Source organism: Bacillus toyonensis BCT-7112 (assembly GCF_000496285.1).
Lineage (GTDB): Bacteria > Bacillota > Bacilli > Bacillales > Bacillaceae_G > Bacillus_A > Bacillus_A toyonensis.
In genome coordinates this window covers 2,437,701-2,456,086 of the sequence record NC_022781.1, presented here as the reverse complement: position 1 = coordinate 2,456,086, position 18,386 = coordinate 2,437,701, and the positions used below count along the sequence as shown (strand labels likewise).

The 18,386-nt window shown below is 37.6% G+C and carries 25 protein-coding genes and 1 pseudogene; 24 read left to right on the top strand and 2 right to left on the bottom strand.

The window, feature by feature from the left end; translation table 11 throughout:
• The first annotated feature begins 31 nt into the window (after nucleotides 1-31).
• The 11 genes and pseudogenes from rho (at nucleotide 32) to BTOYO_RS12710 (ending at nucleotide 8,587) form a co-directional block, all read left to right on the top strand.
• The gene (gene rho / locus BTOYO_RS12755; protein ID WP_001053898.1) at nucleotides 32-1,303 is read left to right on the top strand and encodes a transcription termination factor Rho; all 1,272 of its coding nucleotides are present in this window, start codon (nucleotides 32-34) and stop codon (nucleotides 1,301-1,303) included.
• Between the two features lie 524 nt (nucleotides 1,304-1,827).
• Nucleotides 1,828-2,073, top strand: a complete 246-nt coding sequence (locus BTOYO_RS12750) for a type B 50S ribosomal protein L31 (RefSeq protein WP_000643435.1) — start codon at nucleotides 1,828-1,830, stop codon at nucleotides 2,071-2,073.
• A gap of 108 nt (nucleotides 2,074-2,181) precedes the next feature.
• On the top strand, nucleotides 2,182-2,769 hold the full coding sequence (locus BTOYO_RS12745; RefSeq protein WP_000280856.1) for a thymidine kinase: 588 nt from the start codon (nucleotides 2,182-2,184) through the stop codon (nucleotides 2,767-2,769).
• 143 nt (nucleotides 2,770-2,912) lie between these two features.
• Nucleotides 2,913-3,980, top strand: a complete 1,068-nt coding sequence (prfA, locus tag BTOYO_RS12740) for a peptide chain release factor 1 (RefSeq protein WP_000887062.1) — start codon at nucleotides 2,913-2,915, stop codon at nucleotides 3,978-3,980.
• Nucleotides 3,980-4,831: a peptide chain release factor N(5)-glutamine methyltransferase gene (prmC, locus tag BTOYO_RS12735; protein WP_001267071.1), complete on the top strand. Its 852-nt coding sequence runs from the start codon at nucleotides 3,980-3,982 to the stop codon at nucleotides 4,829-4,831. The genes prfA and prmC overlap by 1 nt, the downstream gene beginning before the upstream one ends.
• Nucleotides 4,832-4,944: 113 nt before the next feature.
• Nucleotides 4,945-5,796 (top strand): stage II sporulation protein R, encoded by an 852-nt coding sequence (gene spoIIR, locus BTOYO_RS12730; RefSeq protein WP_000745081.1) that lies wholly within the window; start codon nucleotides 4,945-4,947, stop codon nucleotides 5,794-5,796.
• A 49-nt stretch (nucleotides 5,797-5,845) separates the two neighbouring features.
• Nucleotides 5,846-6,304, top strand: coding sequence for a GNAT family N-acetyltransferase (locus BTOYO_RS12725; protein ID WP_000758449.1), 459 nt, complete (start codon nucleotides 5,846-5,848; stop codon nucleotides 6,302-6,304).
• Nucleotides 6,305-6,412: 108 nt separating this feature from the next.
• On the top strand, nucleotides 6,413-7,453 hold the full coding sequence (locus BTOYO_RS12720; RefSeq protein ID WP_000557330.1) for an L-threonylcarbamoyladenylate synthase: 1,041 nt from the start codon (nucleotides 6,413-6,415) through the stop codon (nucleotides 7,451-7,453).
• Between the two features lie 77 nt (nucleotides 7,454-7,530).
• Nucleotides 7,531-8,079 (top strand): manganese efflux pump MntP, encoded by a 549-nt coding sequence (locus tag BTOYO_RS12715; protein WP_000142481.1) that lies wholly within the window; start codon nucleotides 7,531-7,533, stop codon nucleotides 8,077-8,079.
• A 19-nt stretch (nucleotides 8,080-8,098) separates the two neighbouring features.
• Complete coding sequence (locus BTOYO_RS28165) at nucleotides 8,099-8,230, top strand: hypothetical protein (protein WP_001094286.1); 132 nt, start codon at nucleotides 8,099-8,101, stop codon at nucleotides 8,228-8,230.
• 79 nt (nucleotides 8,231-8,309) lie between these two features.
• Nucleotides 8,310-8,587 (top strand): annotated as a pseudogene (locus BTOYO_RS12710) (DUF3935 domain-containing protein).
• Nucleotides 8,588-8,778: 191 nt separating this feature from the next.
• Here the strand turns inward: BTOYO_RS12710 and BTOYO_RS12705 are convergent.
• A complete protein-coding gene (locus tag BTOYO_RS12705) occupies nucleotides 8,779-9,390 on the bottom strand; it encodes a flavin reductase family protein (protein WP_000949060.1) in 612 nt (203 codons plus the stop codon).
• 166 nt (nucleotides 9,391-9,556) lie between these two features.
• Nucleotides 9,557-9,943, bottom strand: a complete 387-nt coding sequence (locus BTOYO_RS12700) for a DoxX family protein (protein ID WP_000968621.1) — start codon at nucleotides 9,941-9,943, stop codon at nucleotides 9,557-9,559.
• A 388-nt stretch (nucleotides 9,944-10,331) separates the two neighbouring features.
• Between BTOYO_RS12700 and BTOYO_RS12695 the strand changes: the two genes are divergently transcribed.
• From BTOYO_RS12695 to atpH, 13 genes are all read left to right on the top strand, one after another.
• Nucleotides 10,332-10,829: a PTS sugar transporter subunit IIA gene (locus tag BTOYO_RS12695; RefSeq protein ID WP_000473661.1), complete on the top strand. Its 498-nt coding sequence runs from the start codon at nucleotides 10,332-10,334 to the stop codon at nucleotides 10,827-10,829.
• 231 nt (nucleotides 10,830-11,060) lie between these two features.
• Nucleotides 11,061-11,501 carry a low molecular weight protein arginine phosphatase gene (locus tag BTOYO_RS12690; RefSeq protein WP_000832366.1) on the top strand — a complete coding sequence of 147 codons (441 nt, stop codon included), beginning with the start codon at nucleotides 11,061-11,063 and terminating at the stop codon, nucleotides 11,499-11,501.
• Nucleotides 11,502-11,597: 96 nt separating this feature from the next.
• Nucleotides 11,598-12,041 (top strand): ribose 5-phosphate isomerase B, encoded by a 444-nt coding sequence (gene rpiB / locus BTOYO_RS12685; RefSeq protein WP_000869542.1) that lies wholly within the window; start codon nucleotides 11,598-11,600, stop codon nucleotides 12,039-12,041.
• Nucleotides 12,042-12,107: 66 nt separating this feature from the next.
• The gene (locus BTOYO_RS12680) at nucleotides 12,108-12,680 is read left to right on the top strand and encodes a TIGR01440 family protein (protein ID WP_000136360.1); all 573 of its coding nucleotides are present in this window, start codon (nucleotides 12,108-12,110) and stop codon (nucleotides 12,678-12,680) included.
• A gap of 253 nt (nucleotides 12,681-12,933) precedes the next feature.
• The gene (gene glyA, locus BTOYO_RS12675; protein WP_000349812.1) at nucleotides 12,934-14,175 is read left to right on the top strand and encodes a serine hydroxymethyltransferase; all 1,242 of its coding nucleotides are present in this window, start codon (nucleotides 12,934-12,936) and stop codon (nucleotides 14,173-14,175) included.
• 272 nt (nucleotides 14,176-14,447) lie between these two features.
• Complete coding sequence (upp, locus tag BTOYO_RS12670; protein WP_000517536.1) at nucleotides 14,448-15,077, top strand: uracil phosphoribosyltransferase; 630 nt, start codon at nucleotides 14,448-14,450, stop codon at nucleotides 15,075-15,077.
• Between the two features lie 375 nt (nucleotides 15,078-15,452).
• Nucleotides 15,453-15,566, top strand: a complete 114-nt coding sequence (locus tag BTOYO_RS12665) for a DUF4024 domain-containing protein (RefSeq protein WP_000232961.1) — start codon at nucleotides 15,453-15,455, stop codon at nucleotides 15,564-15,566.
• A 26-nt stretch (nucleotides 15,567-15,592) separates the two neighbouring features.
• Nucleotides 15,593-15,817, top strand: coding sequence for an AtpZ/AtpI family protein (locus BTOYO_RS12660; RefSeq protein ID WP_001171219.1), 225 nt, complete (start codon nucleotides 15,593-15,595; stop codon nucleotides 15,815-15,817).
• Nucleotides 15,817-16,209: an ATP synthase subunit I gene (locus tag BTOYO_RS12655; protein ID WP_000567600.1), complete on the top strand. Its 393-nt coding sequence runs from the start codon at nucleotides 15,817-15,819 to the stop codon at nucleotides 16,207-16,209. Before BTOYO_RS12660 ends, BTOYO_RS12655 begins: the two co-directional genes overlap by 1 nt.
• 7 nt (nucleotides 16,210-16,216) lie before the next feature.
• Nucleotides 16,217-16,936, top strand: coding sequence for a F0F1 ATP synthase subunit A (atpB, locus tag BTOYO_RS12650; RefSeq protein WP_000399876.1), 720 nt, complete (start codon nucleotides 16,217-16,219; stop codon nucleotides 16,934-16,936).
• 56 nt (nucleotides 16,937-16,992) lie between these two features.
• Nucleotides 16,993-17,211, top strand: a complete 219-nt coding sequence (atpE, locus tag BTOYO_RS12645; protein ID WP_000052064.1) for a F0F1 ATP synthase subunit C — start codon at nucleotides 16,993-16,995, stop codon at nucleotides 17,209-17,211.
• Between the two features lie 128 nt (nucleotides 17,212-17,339).
• Complete coding sequence (gene atpF / locus BTOYO_RS12640; protein ID WP_001142619.1) at nucleotides 17,340-17,846, top strand: F0F1 ATP synthase subunit B; 507 nt, start codon at nucleotides 17,340-17,342, stop codon at nucleotides 17,844-17,846.
• Entirely contained in the window at nucleotides 17,843-18,385 is a 543-nt protein-coding gene (atpH, locus tag BTOYO_RS12635) for a F0F1 ATP synthase subunit delta (RefSeq protein WP_000064686.1), read from the top strand. Before atpF ends, atpH begins: the two co-directional genes overlap by 4 nt.
• The last annotated feature ends 1 nt before the right edge of the window (nucleotide 18,386 follow it).

The window sequence follows — 18,386 nt, the reverse complement described above, 5'->3', positions numbered from 1 at the left end:
AAAGAGAATAACGTTAAAGTGTGGTGTCTGAATGAATTTGTCAATTGCAGCATTAGAAAACATGAAATTAAAAGAGTTATACGAGCTTGCGAAAGAATTTAAGATTTCGTATTATAGCAAATTAACGAAAAAAGAATTAATCTTCGCCATTTTAAAAGCTCGAGCAGAAAAAGAAGGTTTCTTTTTCATGGAAGGCGTATTAGAAATTATTCAATCAGAAGGATTTGGATTCCTACGTCCTATCAACTATTCTCCAAGCTCAGAAGATATTTATATCTCAGCTTCGCAAATTCGTCGTTTCGATTTACGTAATGGAGATAAGGTTTCTGGTAAAGTACGACCTCCGAAAGAAAATGAACGCTATTTTGGATTATTACAAGTTGAAGCTGTAAACGGAGATGATCCAGAGTCAGCAAAAGAGCGTGTGCATTTCCCTGCATTAACACCATTATACCCAGATCGCCAAATGAAATTGGAAACGGAACCGAAAAAGTTACCGACACGCATCATGGATTTAATCGCACCAGTTGGATTTGGACAACGTGGTTTAATTGTTGCGCCTCCAAAGGCGGGTAAAACAAGTCTATTAAAAGAAATTGCACACAGTGTTACAACAAATCATCCAGAAGCAGAATTAATTGTGCTTCTAATTGATGAGCGTCCAGAGGAAGTAACAGACATTGAACGTTCTGTTAAGGGCGATGTTGTAAGTTCTACTTTTGATGAAGTACCAGAAAATCATATTAAAGTAGCTGAACTTGTGTTAGAACGTGCAATGCGTCTTGTAGAGCACAAAAAAGACGTTATCATTTTAATGGATAGTATTACCCGTTTAGCGCGAGCTTACAACCTCGTTATTCCGCCAAGTGGTAGAACATTATCGGGTGGTATCGACCCAGCGGCTTTCCATAGACCGAAGCGTTTCTTTGGGGCTGCGCGTAATATTGAAGAGGGCGGTAGCTTAACGATTTTAGCAACAGCGCTTGTTGATACAGGGTCTCGTATGGACGATGTAATTTACGAGGAATTTAAAGGAACTGGAAATATGGAACTTCACTTAGATCGCTCATTAGCTGAGCGTCGTATCTTCCCAGCGATTGATATTCGTCGCTCTGGTACGCGTAAAGAAGATCTATTAATTCCGAAAGAGCATTTAGACAAGTTGTGGGGTATTCGTAAAACAATGCGTGATACACCAGACTTCGTTGAAGGTTTCTTACGTAAACTTCGTCAAACAAAGACAAATGAAGAATTTTTACAAAACATTGTTGCAGACTCGAAAAGATATGTAACAACTAAGTAAAGGGAAAAGATTGGGACTCGCTTATTTCGTAGTAAGCGAGTTTTTTTATGTTTTTTAGGTGATGTTAAAGGGAGAAGTAAGTGGGAGAACTTTAGCCGGTCAGAGCTAAGCAAGCCACCTCCACTTTAAGATAATATCCAGCTCCAGCGGCTAGAATCTCCGGTCATTTCACTCTCTCGCTCGAAGCAAAAGGCGCTTCAAGGTCGAGAGTTTGAAGTGTCCTGGATTCTGAACGAGCCGCTTATGCTTTTAAATTGTATCTAGTTCCGACGGCTAGCTCTTCGTGTCTAAGAACCTCCCGCACTAAAGGTAAAGAGCACCTTTTGTGCGAGAGAACCTTAGCCAGTCAGAGCTGAACGAGCCGTCTCCACTTTTAATTTAAAAAGACAAAAACAGGTAGTTGCAAAATGAAGTTAGCCTTGTTATAATTTCATCATATGTGTTTCATCAATATAGTTGTGTATGCAGCTGAAGATGAAAAACTCTGTTTCGAAAATGATTCAGGGCGGAAGGAGATGAAAAGAATGAAAGCAGGAATTCACCCAGATTACAAGAAAGTTGTATTCATGGACACAAACACAGGCTTCAAATTCTTAAGCGGGTCTACTAAAGGCTCTAGCGAAACTGTTGAGTGGGAAGATGGTAACACTTATCCATTACTAAAAGTTGAGATCAGTTCTGATTCTCACCCATTCTACACTGGACGTCAGAAGTTTGCTACTGCAGACGGACGCGTTGATCGCTTCAATAAGAAATACGGTATCAAGTAATAAAAACATAAAACAGGCAAGTGTATGTATTCGCTTGTCTGTTTTTTTTGCGAAAATATTATACCTTTACCCTACTTTTAACTAAAAAGTAGATGAAAGGAGAGCTTCATGTACTTAATAAATCAAAATGGCTGGATTGAAGTGATTTGCGGTAGTATGTTTTCTGGTAAATCAGAAGAGCTAATCCGCCGTGTGCGCCGCACGCAATTTGCGAAACAACATGCAATTGTATTTAAACCATGTATTGATAATCGTTATAGTGAAGAAGATGTTGTATCACATAACGGATTAAAGGTAAAAGCAGTTCCTGTTTCAGCTTCAAAGGATATATTTGAACATATTACAGAAGAGTTGGATGTTATTGCAATCGATGAGGTGCAATTTTTTGATGGGGACATTGTGGAAGTGGTGCAAGTATTGGCAAATCGTGGCTATCGTGTCATTGTAGCTGGTTTAGACCAAGATTTCCGTGGTCTACCATTTGGACAAGTTCCTCAGCTGATGGCGATTGCTGAACACGTAACAAAACTACAAGCAGTATGTTCTACATGTGGATCTCCGGCAAGTCGTACACAACGATTAATTGATGGAGAGCCGGCGGCATTTAATGATCCGATTATTTTAGTTGGAGCTTCAGAATCGTACGAACCACGTTGTCGTCATTGTCATGCAGTTCCTGCAAACAAAAATAAGTAAAACTCGCTTTGTAGGGCGGGTTTTTTTCAAAATAGAGAGAATGAGTGGTGCAAGCCGCTTGCGCTTTTAAATATAATTTGCGTTTTTTTGAGTAAGTACCATATACTATTTGTATTAGATACTAGGATGTAGAGGTGAATGATGTGTTAGATCGTTTGCAAGCTGTAGAAGATCGTTATGAGAAGTTAAATGAATTGTTAAGTGACCCAGAGGTTATTAGCGATACAAATAAGCTTCGTGAGTATTCAAAAGAACAATCTGATATGCAAGAAACGGTAGAGGTGTACCGTGAGTATAAAGATGTTCGTGAGCAATTACGAGATGCAAAAGCAATGTTAGAAGATAAGTTAGACGCTGATATGCGTGAAATGGTTAAGGAAGAAGTCTCTGAATTAGAAGGACAAGAGAAAACATTATCAGAACGTCTGAAAATTTTACTTGTTCCAAAAGACCCTAATGATGATAAAAACGTTATCGTGGAGGTTCGTGGTGCTGCTGGTGGTGATGAGGCAGCTTTATTTGCTGGTGATTTATATCGTATGTATAGCCGTTATGCTGAGGTGCAAGGTTGGAAAACTGAAATTATCGAAGCGAGCTATACAGAGTTAGGTGGATATAAAGAGATTATCTTTATGATTAACGGTAAAGGTGCTTTCGCGAAGCTGAAATTCGAGAATGGTGCTCACCGTGTACAACGTGTTCCTGAAACGGAATCTGGTGGACGTATTCATACATCTACAGCAACTGTAGCTGTATTACCAGAGGCAGAAGAAGTAGAAATTACTATTCATGAAAAAGATGTTCGTGTTGATACATTTGCTTCTAGTGGTCCTGGTGGACAGAGCGTTAATACAACGATGTCAGCGGTACGTTTAACGCATTTACCGACTGGTGTAGTTGTATCTTGTCAGGATGAGAAATCACAGATTAAGAATAAAGAAAAAGCAATGAAAGTATTACGTGCACGTGTTTATGATAAATTCAGACAAGAAGCGCAAGCTGAGTACGATCAAAACCGTAAACAAGCTGTTGGTACGGGAGACCGTTCAGAGCGTATTCGTACGTATAACTTCCCGCAAAACCGTGTTACTGACCATCGAATCGGCTTAACGATTCAAAAGCTAGATCAAATCCTACAAGGTAAGTTAGATGATTTCATCAATGCCTTAGTGATGGAAGATCAGGCGCAAAAGATGGAGGCAGCTGAGTAATGCGTGTCTATGAAGCCCTGAAATGGGCTTCTTCTTTTTTACAGGAAAATGGACGAGATGAAAATGCGGGAGAGCTTGTCCTTTGTCATGTATTAAAGACGAACAGAACAGGAATGCTCATGAATATGCGTGAAGAGATAACCGCGGAACAAGAGAAAAGTTTTGCAGAATTTATCCACAAGCACGTGGAAGGTATTCCAATCCAATATATGCTCGGTTATGAAATGTTTTATGGACGCTCGTTTTTTGTGAATGAAGAGGTATTAATACCAAGGCCTGAAACGGAAGAGCTTATAGTAGGAGTGCTAGAGAGAATTGAGCGTCACTTTGGTAATGAGAAACTTCATGTAGCGGATATTGGTACAGGTAGTGGAGCAATTTCTATTACGCTCGCTTTAGAAAATAAAAATCTTCATGTGTATACGGTAGATATTGCACGAGAATCGATTGAAGTTGCAAAAGAAAATGCAAAATCTTTGGGTGCAGAAGTAACGTTCTATCACGGTGATTTATTGTCACCATTTTATAAAATAGATCAAAAGTTAGATGTTGTTGTTTCAAACCCTCCATATATACCAGAAGAGGATTGGCGTGGTCTTTCTCCTGTTGTGAAAGAGCATGAACCAAAGAGAGCACTTGTTGGCGGTGAAGATGGATTAGATTTCTATCGCCGTTTTATGGAAGAATTGCCGAACGTGTTGCAGAAGAAAGCAATTGTGGCATTTGAAATTGGAGTAGGGCAAGGTGAGGATGTAAAGGAATTGTTACAACAAGCCTTTCCGCATGCTCATGTTGAAGTTGTTTTTGATATTAACGGAAAAGATCGTATGGTATTTGCAGAGATGGAGTAAGGTTCACACCTTACTCTATTTTTTTGTGGGGAAAATTCATATAGATTTTGAATTTAATAGTTTAGAAAGATGAAAGTCTGTCCACACTGTTTGTAGAGGGGACGGTGGAGGAAATGAAAAAACAAGTTATTGCTTATCTTCTTCTATTATTAATTGGTGCACAGTTACTTGTGCAGTTTGGATATATGAAAGCTGATGCGAAAGGGCCTTCTGTTATTCCGAAAGAGGCCGTTCGATTAAGAATTTTAGCAAATAGTGATTCAGATAAAGATCAGGCGTTAAAGCGTAAAGTACGCGATGAAGTAAAAGCGCAAATTGATGGATGGGTAGCAGATTTAACGTCATTTGAAGAGGCGCGAAAGGTAATTCAAAGTCATATTCCAGAAATCGAAAAAACAGTGAAAAACACGCTAAAAAAGGAAGGCAGTACAGAGTCATTCCAAGTGAAATTTGGTAAGAATGTAAAGTTTCCTACAAAGGTATATGGGAATTTTATTTATCCAGCAGGAGAATATGAAGCGGTACTCATTACAATTGGAAAAGGTGAAGGGGCGAATTGGTGGTGTGTGTTATTTCCTCCAATGTGTTTCTTAGATTTTTCAAGTGGTACAGCTGTAAGAAAAGAAGAGCATGTTGTGAAGGCTGAATCTCCTGAAGAAGATCAAGTGGAACAAGCTGAAGGGGATATAGTCGATTCACCAAAGATAGAAGAGGATAAGGTGAAGGAAAAGAAAGTTGTAAAACAGGAAGTAGCAAAAAAAGTAACAGCTTCTGAAAAGAAAGTAGTAAAAAGTGAAATAAAAGTAGAAGAACAGCCTGTAAGTAAAGAAGAAACAAAAACAGTGGAAAAAGTGGAGAAAAAGCAAGAAAAACAAAATGAGTATGTACATGTAGAAGAGGAAGAAAAAAAGCCAGAAGTTAAATTATTTATTGTAGAAGCTTTTACATCTTTATTTTCTAAATAGTACTATTAACAAGTCCCTTCTCATATATAAAGATGAGGAGGGATTTATTATGAAGAAAGTGTATTTTGCTACGAAAGAGGATGTAGAAAGATTACATTCTTTTTTCGGACAAGCTAATAAAAAAGATGATAAAATAAATGAGTTATACGCACAATTTATGATTTTGGAAGAGGCGGAAGAAATACGAGCTGTAATTGGATATGAACAAAGTGAAGAAAATGCACTTATTCGTTCTTGTTTATTCACACCTCATGTGGATAAACAGACTTTCTTATATTTTTTCGAAATGTTTTTGCAGTATATGAAAGAAAAAAATATTCGACAATTGTACTTACTAACAAATCATCCACAATCTATAACAATCTTTCAGTTTTTTGACTTTGTCACTATAGAGAGAGAGAAAGTGCCAGAGGGAATTCGACAGCTAGAACACTTTTGTAAAAATATAAAAGAGCCAAATGCAATAATACTAAATTGTCAGCTATTCACAAAGTTATCCACGGATTAATTAGGTTTATCCACATTTTGTGGATAAACCTTGTTTGTCTTTTGGATAAATCTCATAGTAAACTAAAAATAGACAAGTATTTCAGGGTAGAAAAGGACGTGGAAAAAAATGCACACAAATATGTGGGTTGTGGATAATGTTGTGGAAAGAAAAAAAAATTATCCACAGTTACAAGAAGCAGCAAGACTATTAAGAGAAAACGAAGCGGTTGCCTTCCCTACGGAAACGGTATATGGGCTAGGTGCAAACGCGATGAATGATGAAGCAATTGCGAAAATTTTTGAAGCAAAAGGGAGACCAAGTGATAATCCACTTATTGTTCACATAGGTACAAAATCTCAGTTAGATGGGATTGTAAATGAAATTCCGCCGGTTGCGGAGAAGTTAATGGAACACTTTTGGCCAGGACCATTAACGATTATTTTGCCAAGAAAAGAAGGTATTTCTGAGAAGGTGACGGCAGGTCTTAATACGGTTGGAGTAAGAATGCCGGATCATCCAGTAGCGCTCGCTCTTATTGAGGAGGCGAATGTACCGGTTGCAGCACCGAGTGCGAATCGTTCAGGGCGTCCAAGCCCAACGTTAGCTTCTCACGTATATGAAGATTTAAATGGAAAGATTGCAGGTATTGTTGATGGTGGGGCAACGGGAGTAGGCGTTGAATCAACTGTAATCGATTGTACAAGTGAGATTCCAACAATTTTACGTCCAGGCGGGATTACGAAAGAACAATTGGAAGCAGTAATAGGTACTGTTTCTTTAGATCCAGCTTTAAAGGACGAGAAGGAAAAACCGAAATCACCTGGAATGAAATATACACATTATGCACCGAAAGCGCCACTTAGTATTGTTGAAGGATCACGTGAGTTTATTCAGCGTCTTGTGGATAAGAAGAAGGATGAAGGATTTAAAGTAGGTGTATTAACGACAGAAGAATATCAGCATGTATATAGTGCAGATGTCGTATTATCTTGTGGTATGCGAAGTGATTTAGCTAGTGTTGCGACCAAATTATATGATGTACTTAGAACGTTCGATGCAAGTGAAGTGGATGTTATTTTTAGTGAGTCGTTCCCGAATGACGGAATAGGGAATGCAATAATGAATCGCTTAACAAAAGCAGCAGGACATCATATTATTACTGAATGATAATGTACGATTAGCAAACAGAATATTTCTCCTCGGATAAGCATATTTTGAAGTAGCACGTCCGAGGAGGGACATGAATGACGTTTGAACAGCTAATACCTTTAATAATTATGGCATTCGCCTTAGGGATGGATGCGTTCTCGGTGAGTCTTGGTATGGGGATGATGACCTTAAAGTTAAGACAAATCCTGTATATCGGTATGACGATAGGGATTTTTCATATAATCATGCCATTTATAGGAATGGTATTAGGTCGTTTTTTATCAGAGAAGTATGGGGACATTGCACATTTTGCAGGTGCTATTTTATTAATTGGTCTAGGGTTTTATATCGTATATTCGTCTATTTTAGAAAACGAAGAGACTAGAACAGCTCCTATTGGAATTAGTTTATTTGTATTTGCATTTGGCGTCAGTATAGATAGCTTTTCGGTAGGCCTTAGTCTTGGTATTTACGGAGCACAGACGATTATTACAATATTACTTTTTGGATTTATTAGCATGTTATTAGCGTGGTTTGGTTTATTAATTGGTAGACATGCGAAAGGTATACTCGGTACATATGGTGAGATAGTAGGTGGTATCATTCTGGTTGGATTTGGATTATATATCCTTTTTCCTATATAATTTTATGTAGGAGGGAATTATGAACACGCTATTGGAATGGTATGTTAAGTTTTTAACCTTCTTTCCTCGATGGCTAAGAAGACTTATAATTTGGGGTATTATTTTGCAAATTTCGATGTTAGGTTGGATTAAGTTAATTCGTGAATGGTGAGATGGTTCCTTTCTGTGCATATTTTGTTTGTACTATATTTATTGCACTAAAAATTACAGATATAGAAAGGATGAGATGAATGACGAGATTGAAGCAAGTTTTTGGTATTATTATTAGTTTTTTTGTTTTTGGTTTAGTATGCTCGGTGTACAAATGTTTGCTGAGTTTTTAGATATTGAGTCATTGAAGTTTGTTGCCGGAAAGACTGAGGCAGCGCGTACTTTTTATTCTCCATACCCTTTTTTAATTGTTTTTCTTATTACATTGCTTTCCCTATATTTCTTAGTAATTAAGCTTGGGAAACCGAAAAAAGAGAAATTGCCTGCTTTAGAGGAAAAGAAGGAAGAATTACAATGATAAAATCCCCTGCTATTTAGCAGGGGATTTTATGTTTGAGTGATGGAGGTAATTAAGTTACCTTCGCTTTTAGATATATCCAGCTCCAGCGGCTAGAATCTCCGGTCATTTCGCTCTCGCGCATGAAGCAAAAAGCGCTTCAAGGTCGAGGGCTCCAATGCCCTGCGATTCTGGGCGAGCCGCTTCCGCTTTTAAACTGGCCTCACCAATTCAAATTGTTCTCCTAATTTTGCATAGTTGTGTCCTGCTAGACGGCTTACTGGTTTTAGTCCTTCTGCGTGAATGCGGCCTTTTTCGTATAGGTGTTCTGCGACGTGGAAACGAACGATGCGTCCGATTAGTAGATCGCAAGCTGGTGAGTCTTCCGTTCCGCCAAGAGGGATTGCGCGTTCTAGTACGCATTCCATTCGAATGTTCGCTTCTTTCACACCTGGAACAGAGATGACGTCACTTTTAATTGGTGTTAGTTTTGCTAGTTCGATTTCACTCTCGTTTGGCGGAAGGTTAGCTGCTGTTTCATTAATCGCTTCTATGTAAGATTCGTCAGAAATATGTACAACAAACTCTCCTTGTTCCATTGCGTTTCGGGAAGTATCTTTCGGTGTTCCTGCTTTTCGTTGTACAGAAACTGAAATAAGTGGTGGATTAGCAGCAACAATATTGAAATAACTATAAGGCGCTCCATTTAATACACCGTCTTTTGTTATAGAAGTAACGAATGCGACGGGACGTGGAATAATGCTGCCCGTTAATAATTTGTAATTCTCTTTTTCCGTTTGTTCATTTGGATTAATTGATAACATGTTTAAAATCTCCCTTCTGAATATGACGACTTATTGTTTGTTTACAAGATGTTAGTGGGAAACTCCTGCTGGAAATAATATTTTTTTAATGATGTAAAAAAGAGATTACCTCAATTATACTGAAGTAATCTCTTTTTAAGTAAACATCTTGAAATTGAGATAAATATTAAAGTAAAACGTATGCGCCAGGCCCGATTAAAGCGACACCAACAGCGACAGCGATTAACATTAAATTATATTCAAATCCGTCTTGTGTTACCCAGTAACCATTTTTTCCGTGAACAGTGAAGATTGCCATTAACATTGTTCCAACGATAAATAATGAACCAATTACAGTGAAAATACCTGATGCGAATAAGAAACCACCTAGTAATTCAGTTGCACCAGCCATAAATGCCATAAATACACCAGGGCGTAAACCGATTGATTCCATCCAACCGCCTGTTCCTTTTAAGCCATAACCACCGAACCAACCGAATAATTTTTGAGCACCATGACCCATGAATGTAATTCCTATAATAAGACGAATAATAAGAAGACCGAAATCCATCATTTTTGAAAACCTCCTGAAAGTTTATTAACTTACCTTATGTAAGTAATGATAAAATAGTTACTTACTTTAGTCAAGTGAATTTCGAAAAAAGTTTGAATTAAATTTTACAAATTAACGACAAAAAATAAAATGTAGTAAAGACCTCTAGACAAGTTGGGCGAAAAAAGAGAAAATATAAGTAGAAGTTAACTTCTTATTGTTATTCAGACAATCAGAATTGACTGGAATTTTGTGAAGCGCTACAATAAGAGTCTATTAGTAATGACGTAATTTATTTCGAAAGCGTTTTTACAGTATAATATTCGAAGTATGAAGTCTTACATGTATCCCGAGCTTTACTAGGGATTGCCCTATAAACTTTTAGGTAAATTATAAGGAGGACTATCCTATGTTTAAAAAATTATTCGGTCTTGGTTCAAAAACAAATGAAGAAACAATTGTAGCTCCATTAACTGGAGCAGTGAAAAATATTGAAGAAGTACCAGATCCAGTATTCGCTGGTCGTATGATGGGTGACGGTGTTGCAATCGATCCTATTGAAGGTGTAGTTGTATCTCCAGTTGATGGTGAAATCGTACAATTATTCCACACGAAACATGCTATCGGAATTAAAGCGAAAAACGGTACAGAAATTTTAATCCACGTTGGATTAGAAACTGTAAAAATGGAAGGTGAAGGTTTCGAAGCTCACGTTTCTGAAGGACAAGCTGTAAAAGCTGGAGATAAATTAATCTCATTCGACTTAGAATTAATCCGTGAAAAAGCGAAAAGCACGATTACTCCAATCGTTATTACAAACACAGATGCAGCTGAGTCTATTAAGACAACTGTAGGTGTAACAGCTACAAAAGGTTCAACAGAAGTAATGAAAGTTACAATGAAATAATTGTTGTATAAAAGGAATCCGTTTCATATGAAATGGATTCCTTATTTTTTGTTGTATGTTTAGTAGGTATGTTAAAATACTCTAGGCACTTGGAAATAGGGTTTCACATATATGTGGATAGGCGCATTTTTCTTAGAAAAATGCGCCTTTTGTATATTCACATTTCTTTTGTTCCATCCTAATGTAAGCTATTATTAAAGGGAAAAGATACAATATAAGGGGTGGGTTTGGATGAAACGAGTGTTATTTGTTTGCACTGGCAATACATGTCGTAGTCCGATGGCTGAGGCGTTACTTCGTCATCATGGAGGAGATAAGTTTGAAGTGCAATCTGCTGGTGTTTTCGCCTATCCTGGAAGCGATGCATCGATATATGCGAAGGAAGCTTTAGCTGAAAAAGGAATTTCAATCGATCATGCCGCGCAGCAGGTAAATGAAGCTTTGCTTGATTGGGCTGATATTGTCGTAACGATGACGGAAAATCATAAGCAACTTGTACTTGGTCACTATCCGAGTGTTGAAAAGAAGTTGAATACATTATATGGACTAACTGAAGGTATAGGTAAAGACATTTCAGATCCTTTTGGAGGATCGCTTTCTATTTATAAAGAAACGTTAGATGAGATGGAAAAACTTGTACAAACTTTACTGAAAAAACATTCAGAGGGTTGATGTTTCGTGTATAATACGATATTGGAGATCACTTCGTCCTATTGAGGTAGCGAATGTGAAATGAAGATAATTGATTGAAACTTTGGAGGGGTAAAAATGAAAGTAGTAATAGCATCTGATCACGGCGGTATGAATATCCGTAAAGAACTTGTAAGTTTATTAGAAGAATTAAATATTGAATATATTGATTTAGGTTGTGAATGTGAAGCTGGTTCAGTTGATTACCCTGATTTTGCATTTCCAGCAGCGGAAATGGTAGCAAATGGTGAAGTGGATCGTGGTATTTTAGTTTGTGGGACAGGCATCGGTATGTCAATCGCGGCAAACAAAGTAAACGGTATTCGTTGTGCGTTAGTTCATGATACTTTCAGTGCGAAAGCAACGAGAGAGCATAATGACACTAACATGCTAGCAATGGGCGAGCGTGTAATTGGTGCTGGTCTAGCGCGTGATATCGCAAAAATTTGGTTAACAACTGACTATGAAGGTGGCCGTCACGAAAACCGCGTAGGAAAAATTAAAACATACGAAACAAAGTAATAGATTCTAACTATCAGTAGTGTGAAATATAATTTGGTGAACCAACCTGTGAAAGGAAGAGGCGTAATGACAGAAATCGTAAAGGTAAGAGAACAGCTACAAATATCGCTTTCTGATTTCCAAGAACAAGCTTCATTGCAAAGTGGTCAAATTTTTGTAGTGGGGTGTAGCACGAGCGAAGTGCTAGGAGAAAGAATTGGAACATCAGGAACGATGGAAGTAGCAGAGGCGATTTTTTCTGAGTTAAAACAATTTCAAGAGCAAACAGGTATTGCGTTAGCGTTCCAATGTTGCGAGCATTTAAACCGTGCTTTAGTAGTTGAGAGAGAAGTAGCGATAAAATATCAATTTGAAATTGTAACAGTTACGCCTGTTAGATCAGCAGGTGGTGCATTGGGGACATATGCGTATCACAATTTGAAAGATCCGGTAGTAGTTGAATTTATTAAAGCGGATGCTGGAATGGATATTGGTGATACATTTATTGGTATGCATTTAAAGCATGTAGCTGTTCCAGTTCGTACAAGTGTGAAGGAAATTGGAAATGCACATGTAACGATGGCGAAAACACGTGGAAAACTAATAGGTGGAGCACGTGCTGTTTATGCAGCGGAGGAAGAAACGATTACTTGCCGTTAAATGCGAAAAATGAGGAAGTCATATAGCAGCTTTTCATCATAGGATAAAAGGTATGTTGTCTGACTTTATAATAGAAGAAAGAAAAGACCGATTTTCGGTCTTTTTTTTCTTTTATGATATAGAAAGTCATGTTAGAATGTAGTTGAAAACATGAAGGTTCGAAAGAATTACAACCTGAATTTTCGTTTTTTCTGAATAAATAAGAAAAAACTGTTGGGAATTGATGTAATTCGTTCAGAAAAGGGGGATTTTGGTGGATCATTTAAAACGTCAAGATGAAAAGGTATTTGCTGCAATTGAGGCAGAACTAGGAAGACAGCGTTCAAAGATTGAGTTAATCGCTTCGGAGAACTTCGTAAGTGAAGCAGTAATGGAGGCGCAAGGTTCTGTTTTAACGAATAAGTATGCTGAAGGATATCCTGGAAAACGTTACTACGGTGGTTGTGAACACGTAGACGTAGTAGAAGATATCGCACGTGATCGCGTAAAAGAAATTTTCGGTGCAGAGCACGTAAATGTTCAACCACATTCTGGTGCACAAGCGAACATGGCAGTATATTTCACAATTCTAGAGCAAGGCGATACAGTACTTGGTATGAATTTATCTCATGGTGGTCACTTAACACACGGAAGCCCTGTTAACTTCAGTGGAGTACAATATAATTTCGTAGAATATGGCGTGGATGCTGACTCTCACCGTATTAATTACGATGATGTATTAGCAAAAGCGAAAGAACATAAACCAAAATTAATCGTAGCAGGTGCAAGTGCATACCCTCGTGTTATCGATTTCAAACGATTCCGTGAGATTGCAGATGAAGTGGGCGCATACTTAATGGTTGATATGGCACATATCGCTGGTTTAGTAGCTGCTGGTTTACATCCAAACCCAGTACCACATGCACATTTCGTTACAACAACAACACATAAAACATTACGTGGCCCGCGTGGTGGTATGATTTTATGTGAAGAGCAATTTGCAAAACAAATTGATAAATCAATCTTCCCTGGTATTCAAGGTGGCCCACTTATGCATGTAATCGCTGCAAAAGCTGTTGCATTTGGTGAGGTGCTTCAAGATGACTTTAAAACATATGCACAAAATATCATTAATAATGCGAACCGCTTAGCTGAAGGCCTTCAAAAAGAAGGACTTACACTTGTTTCTGGTGGAACAGACAATCACTTAATCTTGATTGATGTTCGTAATTTAGAAATCACAGGTAAAGTAGCGGAGCACGTATTAGATGAAGTTGGTATTACAGTGAACAAAAATACAATCCCATTTGAAACAGCAAGCCCATTTGTAACAAGTGGCGTACGTATCGGTACGGCAGCTGTAACATCTCGTGGTTTCGGTTTAGAAGACATGGATGAAATTGCTGCACTTATTGCTTATACATTAAAAAATCATGAAAATGAAGCTGCATTAGAAGAAGCACGTAAGCGTGTAGAAGCGTTAACGAGCAAATTCCCAATGTATACAGATCTATAATAGATTGAAAAAGACTGCTGAAACGTACTTGTTTTAGCAGTTTTTTTTGAGGACATATATTGTTTTTAAAGTATGTATACAAATGATGAATAAATTTTGGCGATATAATGAAGGATACAGCTCCCATTATTGGTAAAGATACTAGATAGATTCATCGTAAAATCATGATTTTGCCAAATTTGCCCTTGAATATTAGTAGCGTTTTCTTTACAATCGTAAATAGTGTAAAAAAGCGTGCAAACGCATGAATATCATCTAAAGGAGAGATTCACATGGGAAAACTGTATGTATTTGATCACCCGTTAATTCAACATAAGATTACATATATTCGCGATAAGAATACAGGTACGAAAGATTTTCGTGAATTAGTGGACGAAGTAGCAAGCTTAATGGCTTTCGAAATTACTCGCGACCTTCCACTTAAAGACATTGAAATTGAAACGCCTGTAAGTAAAGCGACAACAAAAGTGATCGCTGGTAAAAAACTTGGTTTAATTCCGATTTTACGTGCAGGTTTAGGAATGGTTGATGGAATTCTGAAATTAATTCCAGCAGCAAAAGTAGGACACGTTGGTTTATACCGTGACCCTGAAACATTGCAACCGGTAGAATACTATGTGAAACTTCCAACGGATGTAGAAGAGCGTGACTTTATCGTACTAGATCCGATGCTAGCAACAGGTGGTTCTGCAGCTGAAGCAATTAACTCTCTGAAAAAACGCGGTGCGAAACAAATTAAATTAATGTGTATCGTAGCAGCTCCAGAAGGAGTAAAAGTAGTACAAGAAGAGCATCCTGATGTTGATATTTATGTAGCAGCATTAGATGAAAAGTTAAATGACCACGGTTATGTAGTGCCAGGTCTTGGTGATGCTGGTGACCGTTTATTCGGAACGAAGTAAGACAACTGACGAGAGGGAATTCCCTACTCGTCTTTTTTTGTCCCGGGTATGCAGGCAGGGGAGGGGGATAAATATGCAACGTGTATACAACATAAGTTGCATACACAACACATATAATATAGAAGTCTTACGTCTAAGGAGCACTATATTATGGAAGGAAAGCGTTATATCTTAAAAATATAATAGTGACAAACTTGTGAACATTTCCTTCCATTATAAAGAGAAAACTGTTAGAAATTGCATATCTCTAACCAGTATTTAGAAGGGGAACGTTTTCATTTTTGGGAGGAAATGCCTAATACTCAAATTTTTTGATTTTTTACGATTTCTCGTTGACACTGTTAATACCCTATTGTATGCTAACAACGGGGATAGATGGTAGGGCTTTCAGTGACAAAAATACATCTATTCCGTGACGAAAATGTAAACTTTTTATTTTGTATAGGATTTATGCAAAAAAATGAGTTATTATTAACACATCGTGAATGAGGGTTACATATTGGAGGGATGAATCCTTGCAAAAAAACGACCGCAGCCATATAAAAGCTTATGCTTTAATGTCAGGAATTCTTGCTCAATTAGTCGGTTCTATTCTTATTGGAATCTTTGGTGGGCAGTGGATTGATAATAAGGTTGGAACGTTTCCATTGTTTCTTATTATAGGTTTATTACTAGGATTAGGAACAGGGGTATACGCAATGATTCGACTCATTCGACATTACTATTCGGGAGAGCAATGATGATAGACGTACATGGACTTGTCCAAAGACAAAAGAAATATATGTACTACTTGCTTGCGCTTCTAGTGCTAGGATGGGGATTCACCTCTTACAAGGATGTATTTCTTGGGCTGATTATCGGAACGATTTTCAGTTTTCTTAGTTTGCGCATCATTGCACGTAGAACAGACAAGCTGTTAGATCGCGTAACGAATGGAGAAAACGTGAAGTTTAAGGCAACAGCGGTAAGTACATATTCGAGATTCGCGACAATTGGGTTATTAATTTTATTTGCAGCCAAATATCAAGAGTTAATTGCGATGTGGGGCTTAGGTGTAGGATTGCTGACAGGATATCTTGTCATGATCATAGATTTTCTTTATTTAGAGTATAAGAGCAGGGAAGAGAGGTGAATTACTAGTGGAACACGGTAAATTAGTTGAATTTCTAGGTTTAACGTTCGATTTGTCATCAGTTATGATGGTTACTGTAGCAGCAGTTATTGTTTTCTTAATCGCAGTTATAGGAACTCGCAGCTTAGCTCTTCGCCCAACAGGAATGCAAAATTTCATGGAATGGGTGTTTGACTTCGTGAAAGGGATTATCAATAGTACGATGGACTGGAAAACAGGTGGACGTTTCTTAACGCTTGGCGTTACGCTTATCATGTTTATCATCGTATCGAACTTCCTTGGTTTACCATTCATGTATTCAACAGTTGAGGCTGGCGAACATATTGCATGGTGGAGATCACCAACGTCTGATCCAGCAGTTACATTAACATTAGCCGTGATGGTAGTTACCCTCACCCATTATTATGGAATTAAGATGAAGGGTACGAAAGAATACGTTAAAGGTTATTTCCAACCTATGAAATTCTTATTCCCATTAAAGGTTATTGAGGAGTTTGCTAACACATTAACGTTAGGTCTTCGTTTGTTCGGTAACATTTATGCAGGTGAAATCCTGTTAGGATTACTTGCTAAGTTAGGCGGAGCATCAGTTCTTGGAGCATTAGGTGCGCTTGTACCGATGTTAGCATGGATGGGATTCAGTGTATTCGTTGGATCAATCCAGTCATTTATTTTCGTTATGTTAACGATGGTTTATATGGCTCATAAAGTAAGCCATGACCATTAATATAATTTAAGTAAGAAAAAATTTATTTTTTTATAATACAAAGGAGGACAAATTAAATGAGTTTAGGTGTAATCGCAGCTGCAATTGCAATTGGTTTATCAGCATTAGGTGCAGGTATTGGTAACGGTCTTATCGTATCACGTACAATCGAAGGTGTTGCTCGTCAACCAGAATTAAAAGGCGCACTTCAAACAATTATGTTCATCGGGGTTGCTTTAGTTGAGGCACTTCCAATCATCGGTGTAGTTATTGCTTTCATCGTAATGAACAAATAAGGGAGACTCCCCTTACATAGATGGCGAAGAGTGTTTTTTGAACTTTCTTCGCCATTGCTTTATGAACGAAACGTATGTCTTTTTTTTTCATATGATCAATTTAGATATTTTGAAGGGAGTGAATCCTTGTGCCAACTTTATTATTAGGGGCTGCCATTCCATTTGGAACGATTGCTTATACATTGTTCATTTTCTTACTTCTATTAGTAATGCTACGCAAATTTGCGTGGGGTCCTTTAATGGGAATTATGAAAGAACGTGAAGAGCATGTTACTAGTGAAATCGACGCTGCAGAAAGAAGTAACGCTGAAGCGAAGAAATTAGTAGAAGAACAACGTGAAATGTTAAAACAATCGCGTGTTGAAGCACAAGAGTTAATCGAAAGAGCGAAAAAACAAGCTGTAGATCAAAAAGATGTGATTGTTGCTGCTGCGAAAGAAGAAGCAGAATCAATTAAAGCATCTGCTGTACAAGAAATTCAACGCGAAAAAGAGCAAGCGATTGCTGCTTTACAAGAACAAGTCGCTTCTTTATCTGTTCAAATTGCTTCTAAAGTAATTGAAAAAGAGTTAAAAGAAGAAGATCAAGTGAAGTTAATTCGCGATTATATTAAAGAAGTAGGAGAAGCGCGATGAGCAATGGGATTGTAGCAAAACGTTATGCTGTCGCTCTTTTTAAAATTGCAAAAGAAAAACACGTATTAGAAATGTTTGAAGAGGAATTACGCCTTGTACAAAACGTTTATGTAAAGAACGGAGAACTACATAGCTTTTTAACGCAACCGAACATTTCAAAAGAGCAGAAGAAAACGTTTCTTGCAAACGTATTCGGATCTGTTTCTGAATCTATTTTAAATACGTTATATATTTTAATTGATAACAAGCGCATTGAAATCTTACCTGAAATTGCAGATGAATATGTTGTTCTTGCTAATGAAGAACGTAACGTAGCGGATGCAACTGTGTATTCTACTCGTCTTCTATCTGAAGAAGAGAAGCTTAACATTGCAGAAGCATTTGCAAAGAGAACGGGAAAAGATGCAATTCGCGTAAAAAATGTTGTAGATGAAGATTTACTAGGCGGCATTAAAGTACGTATTGGAAATCGCATTTATGATGGAAGTTTACAAGGAAAATTAGCACGTATTCAACGTGAATTAATGAAGAATAGATAGG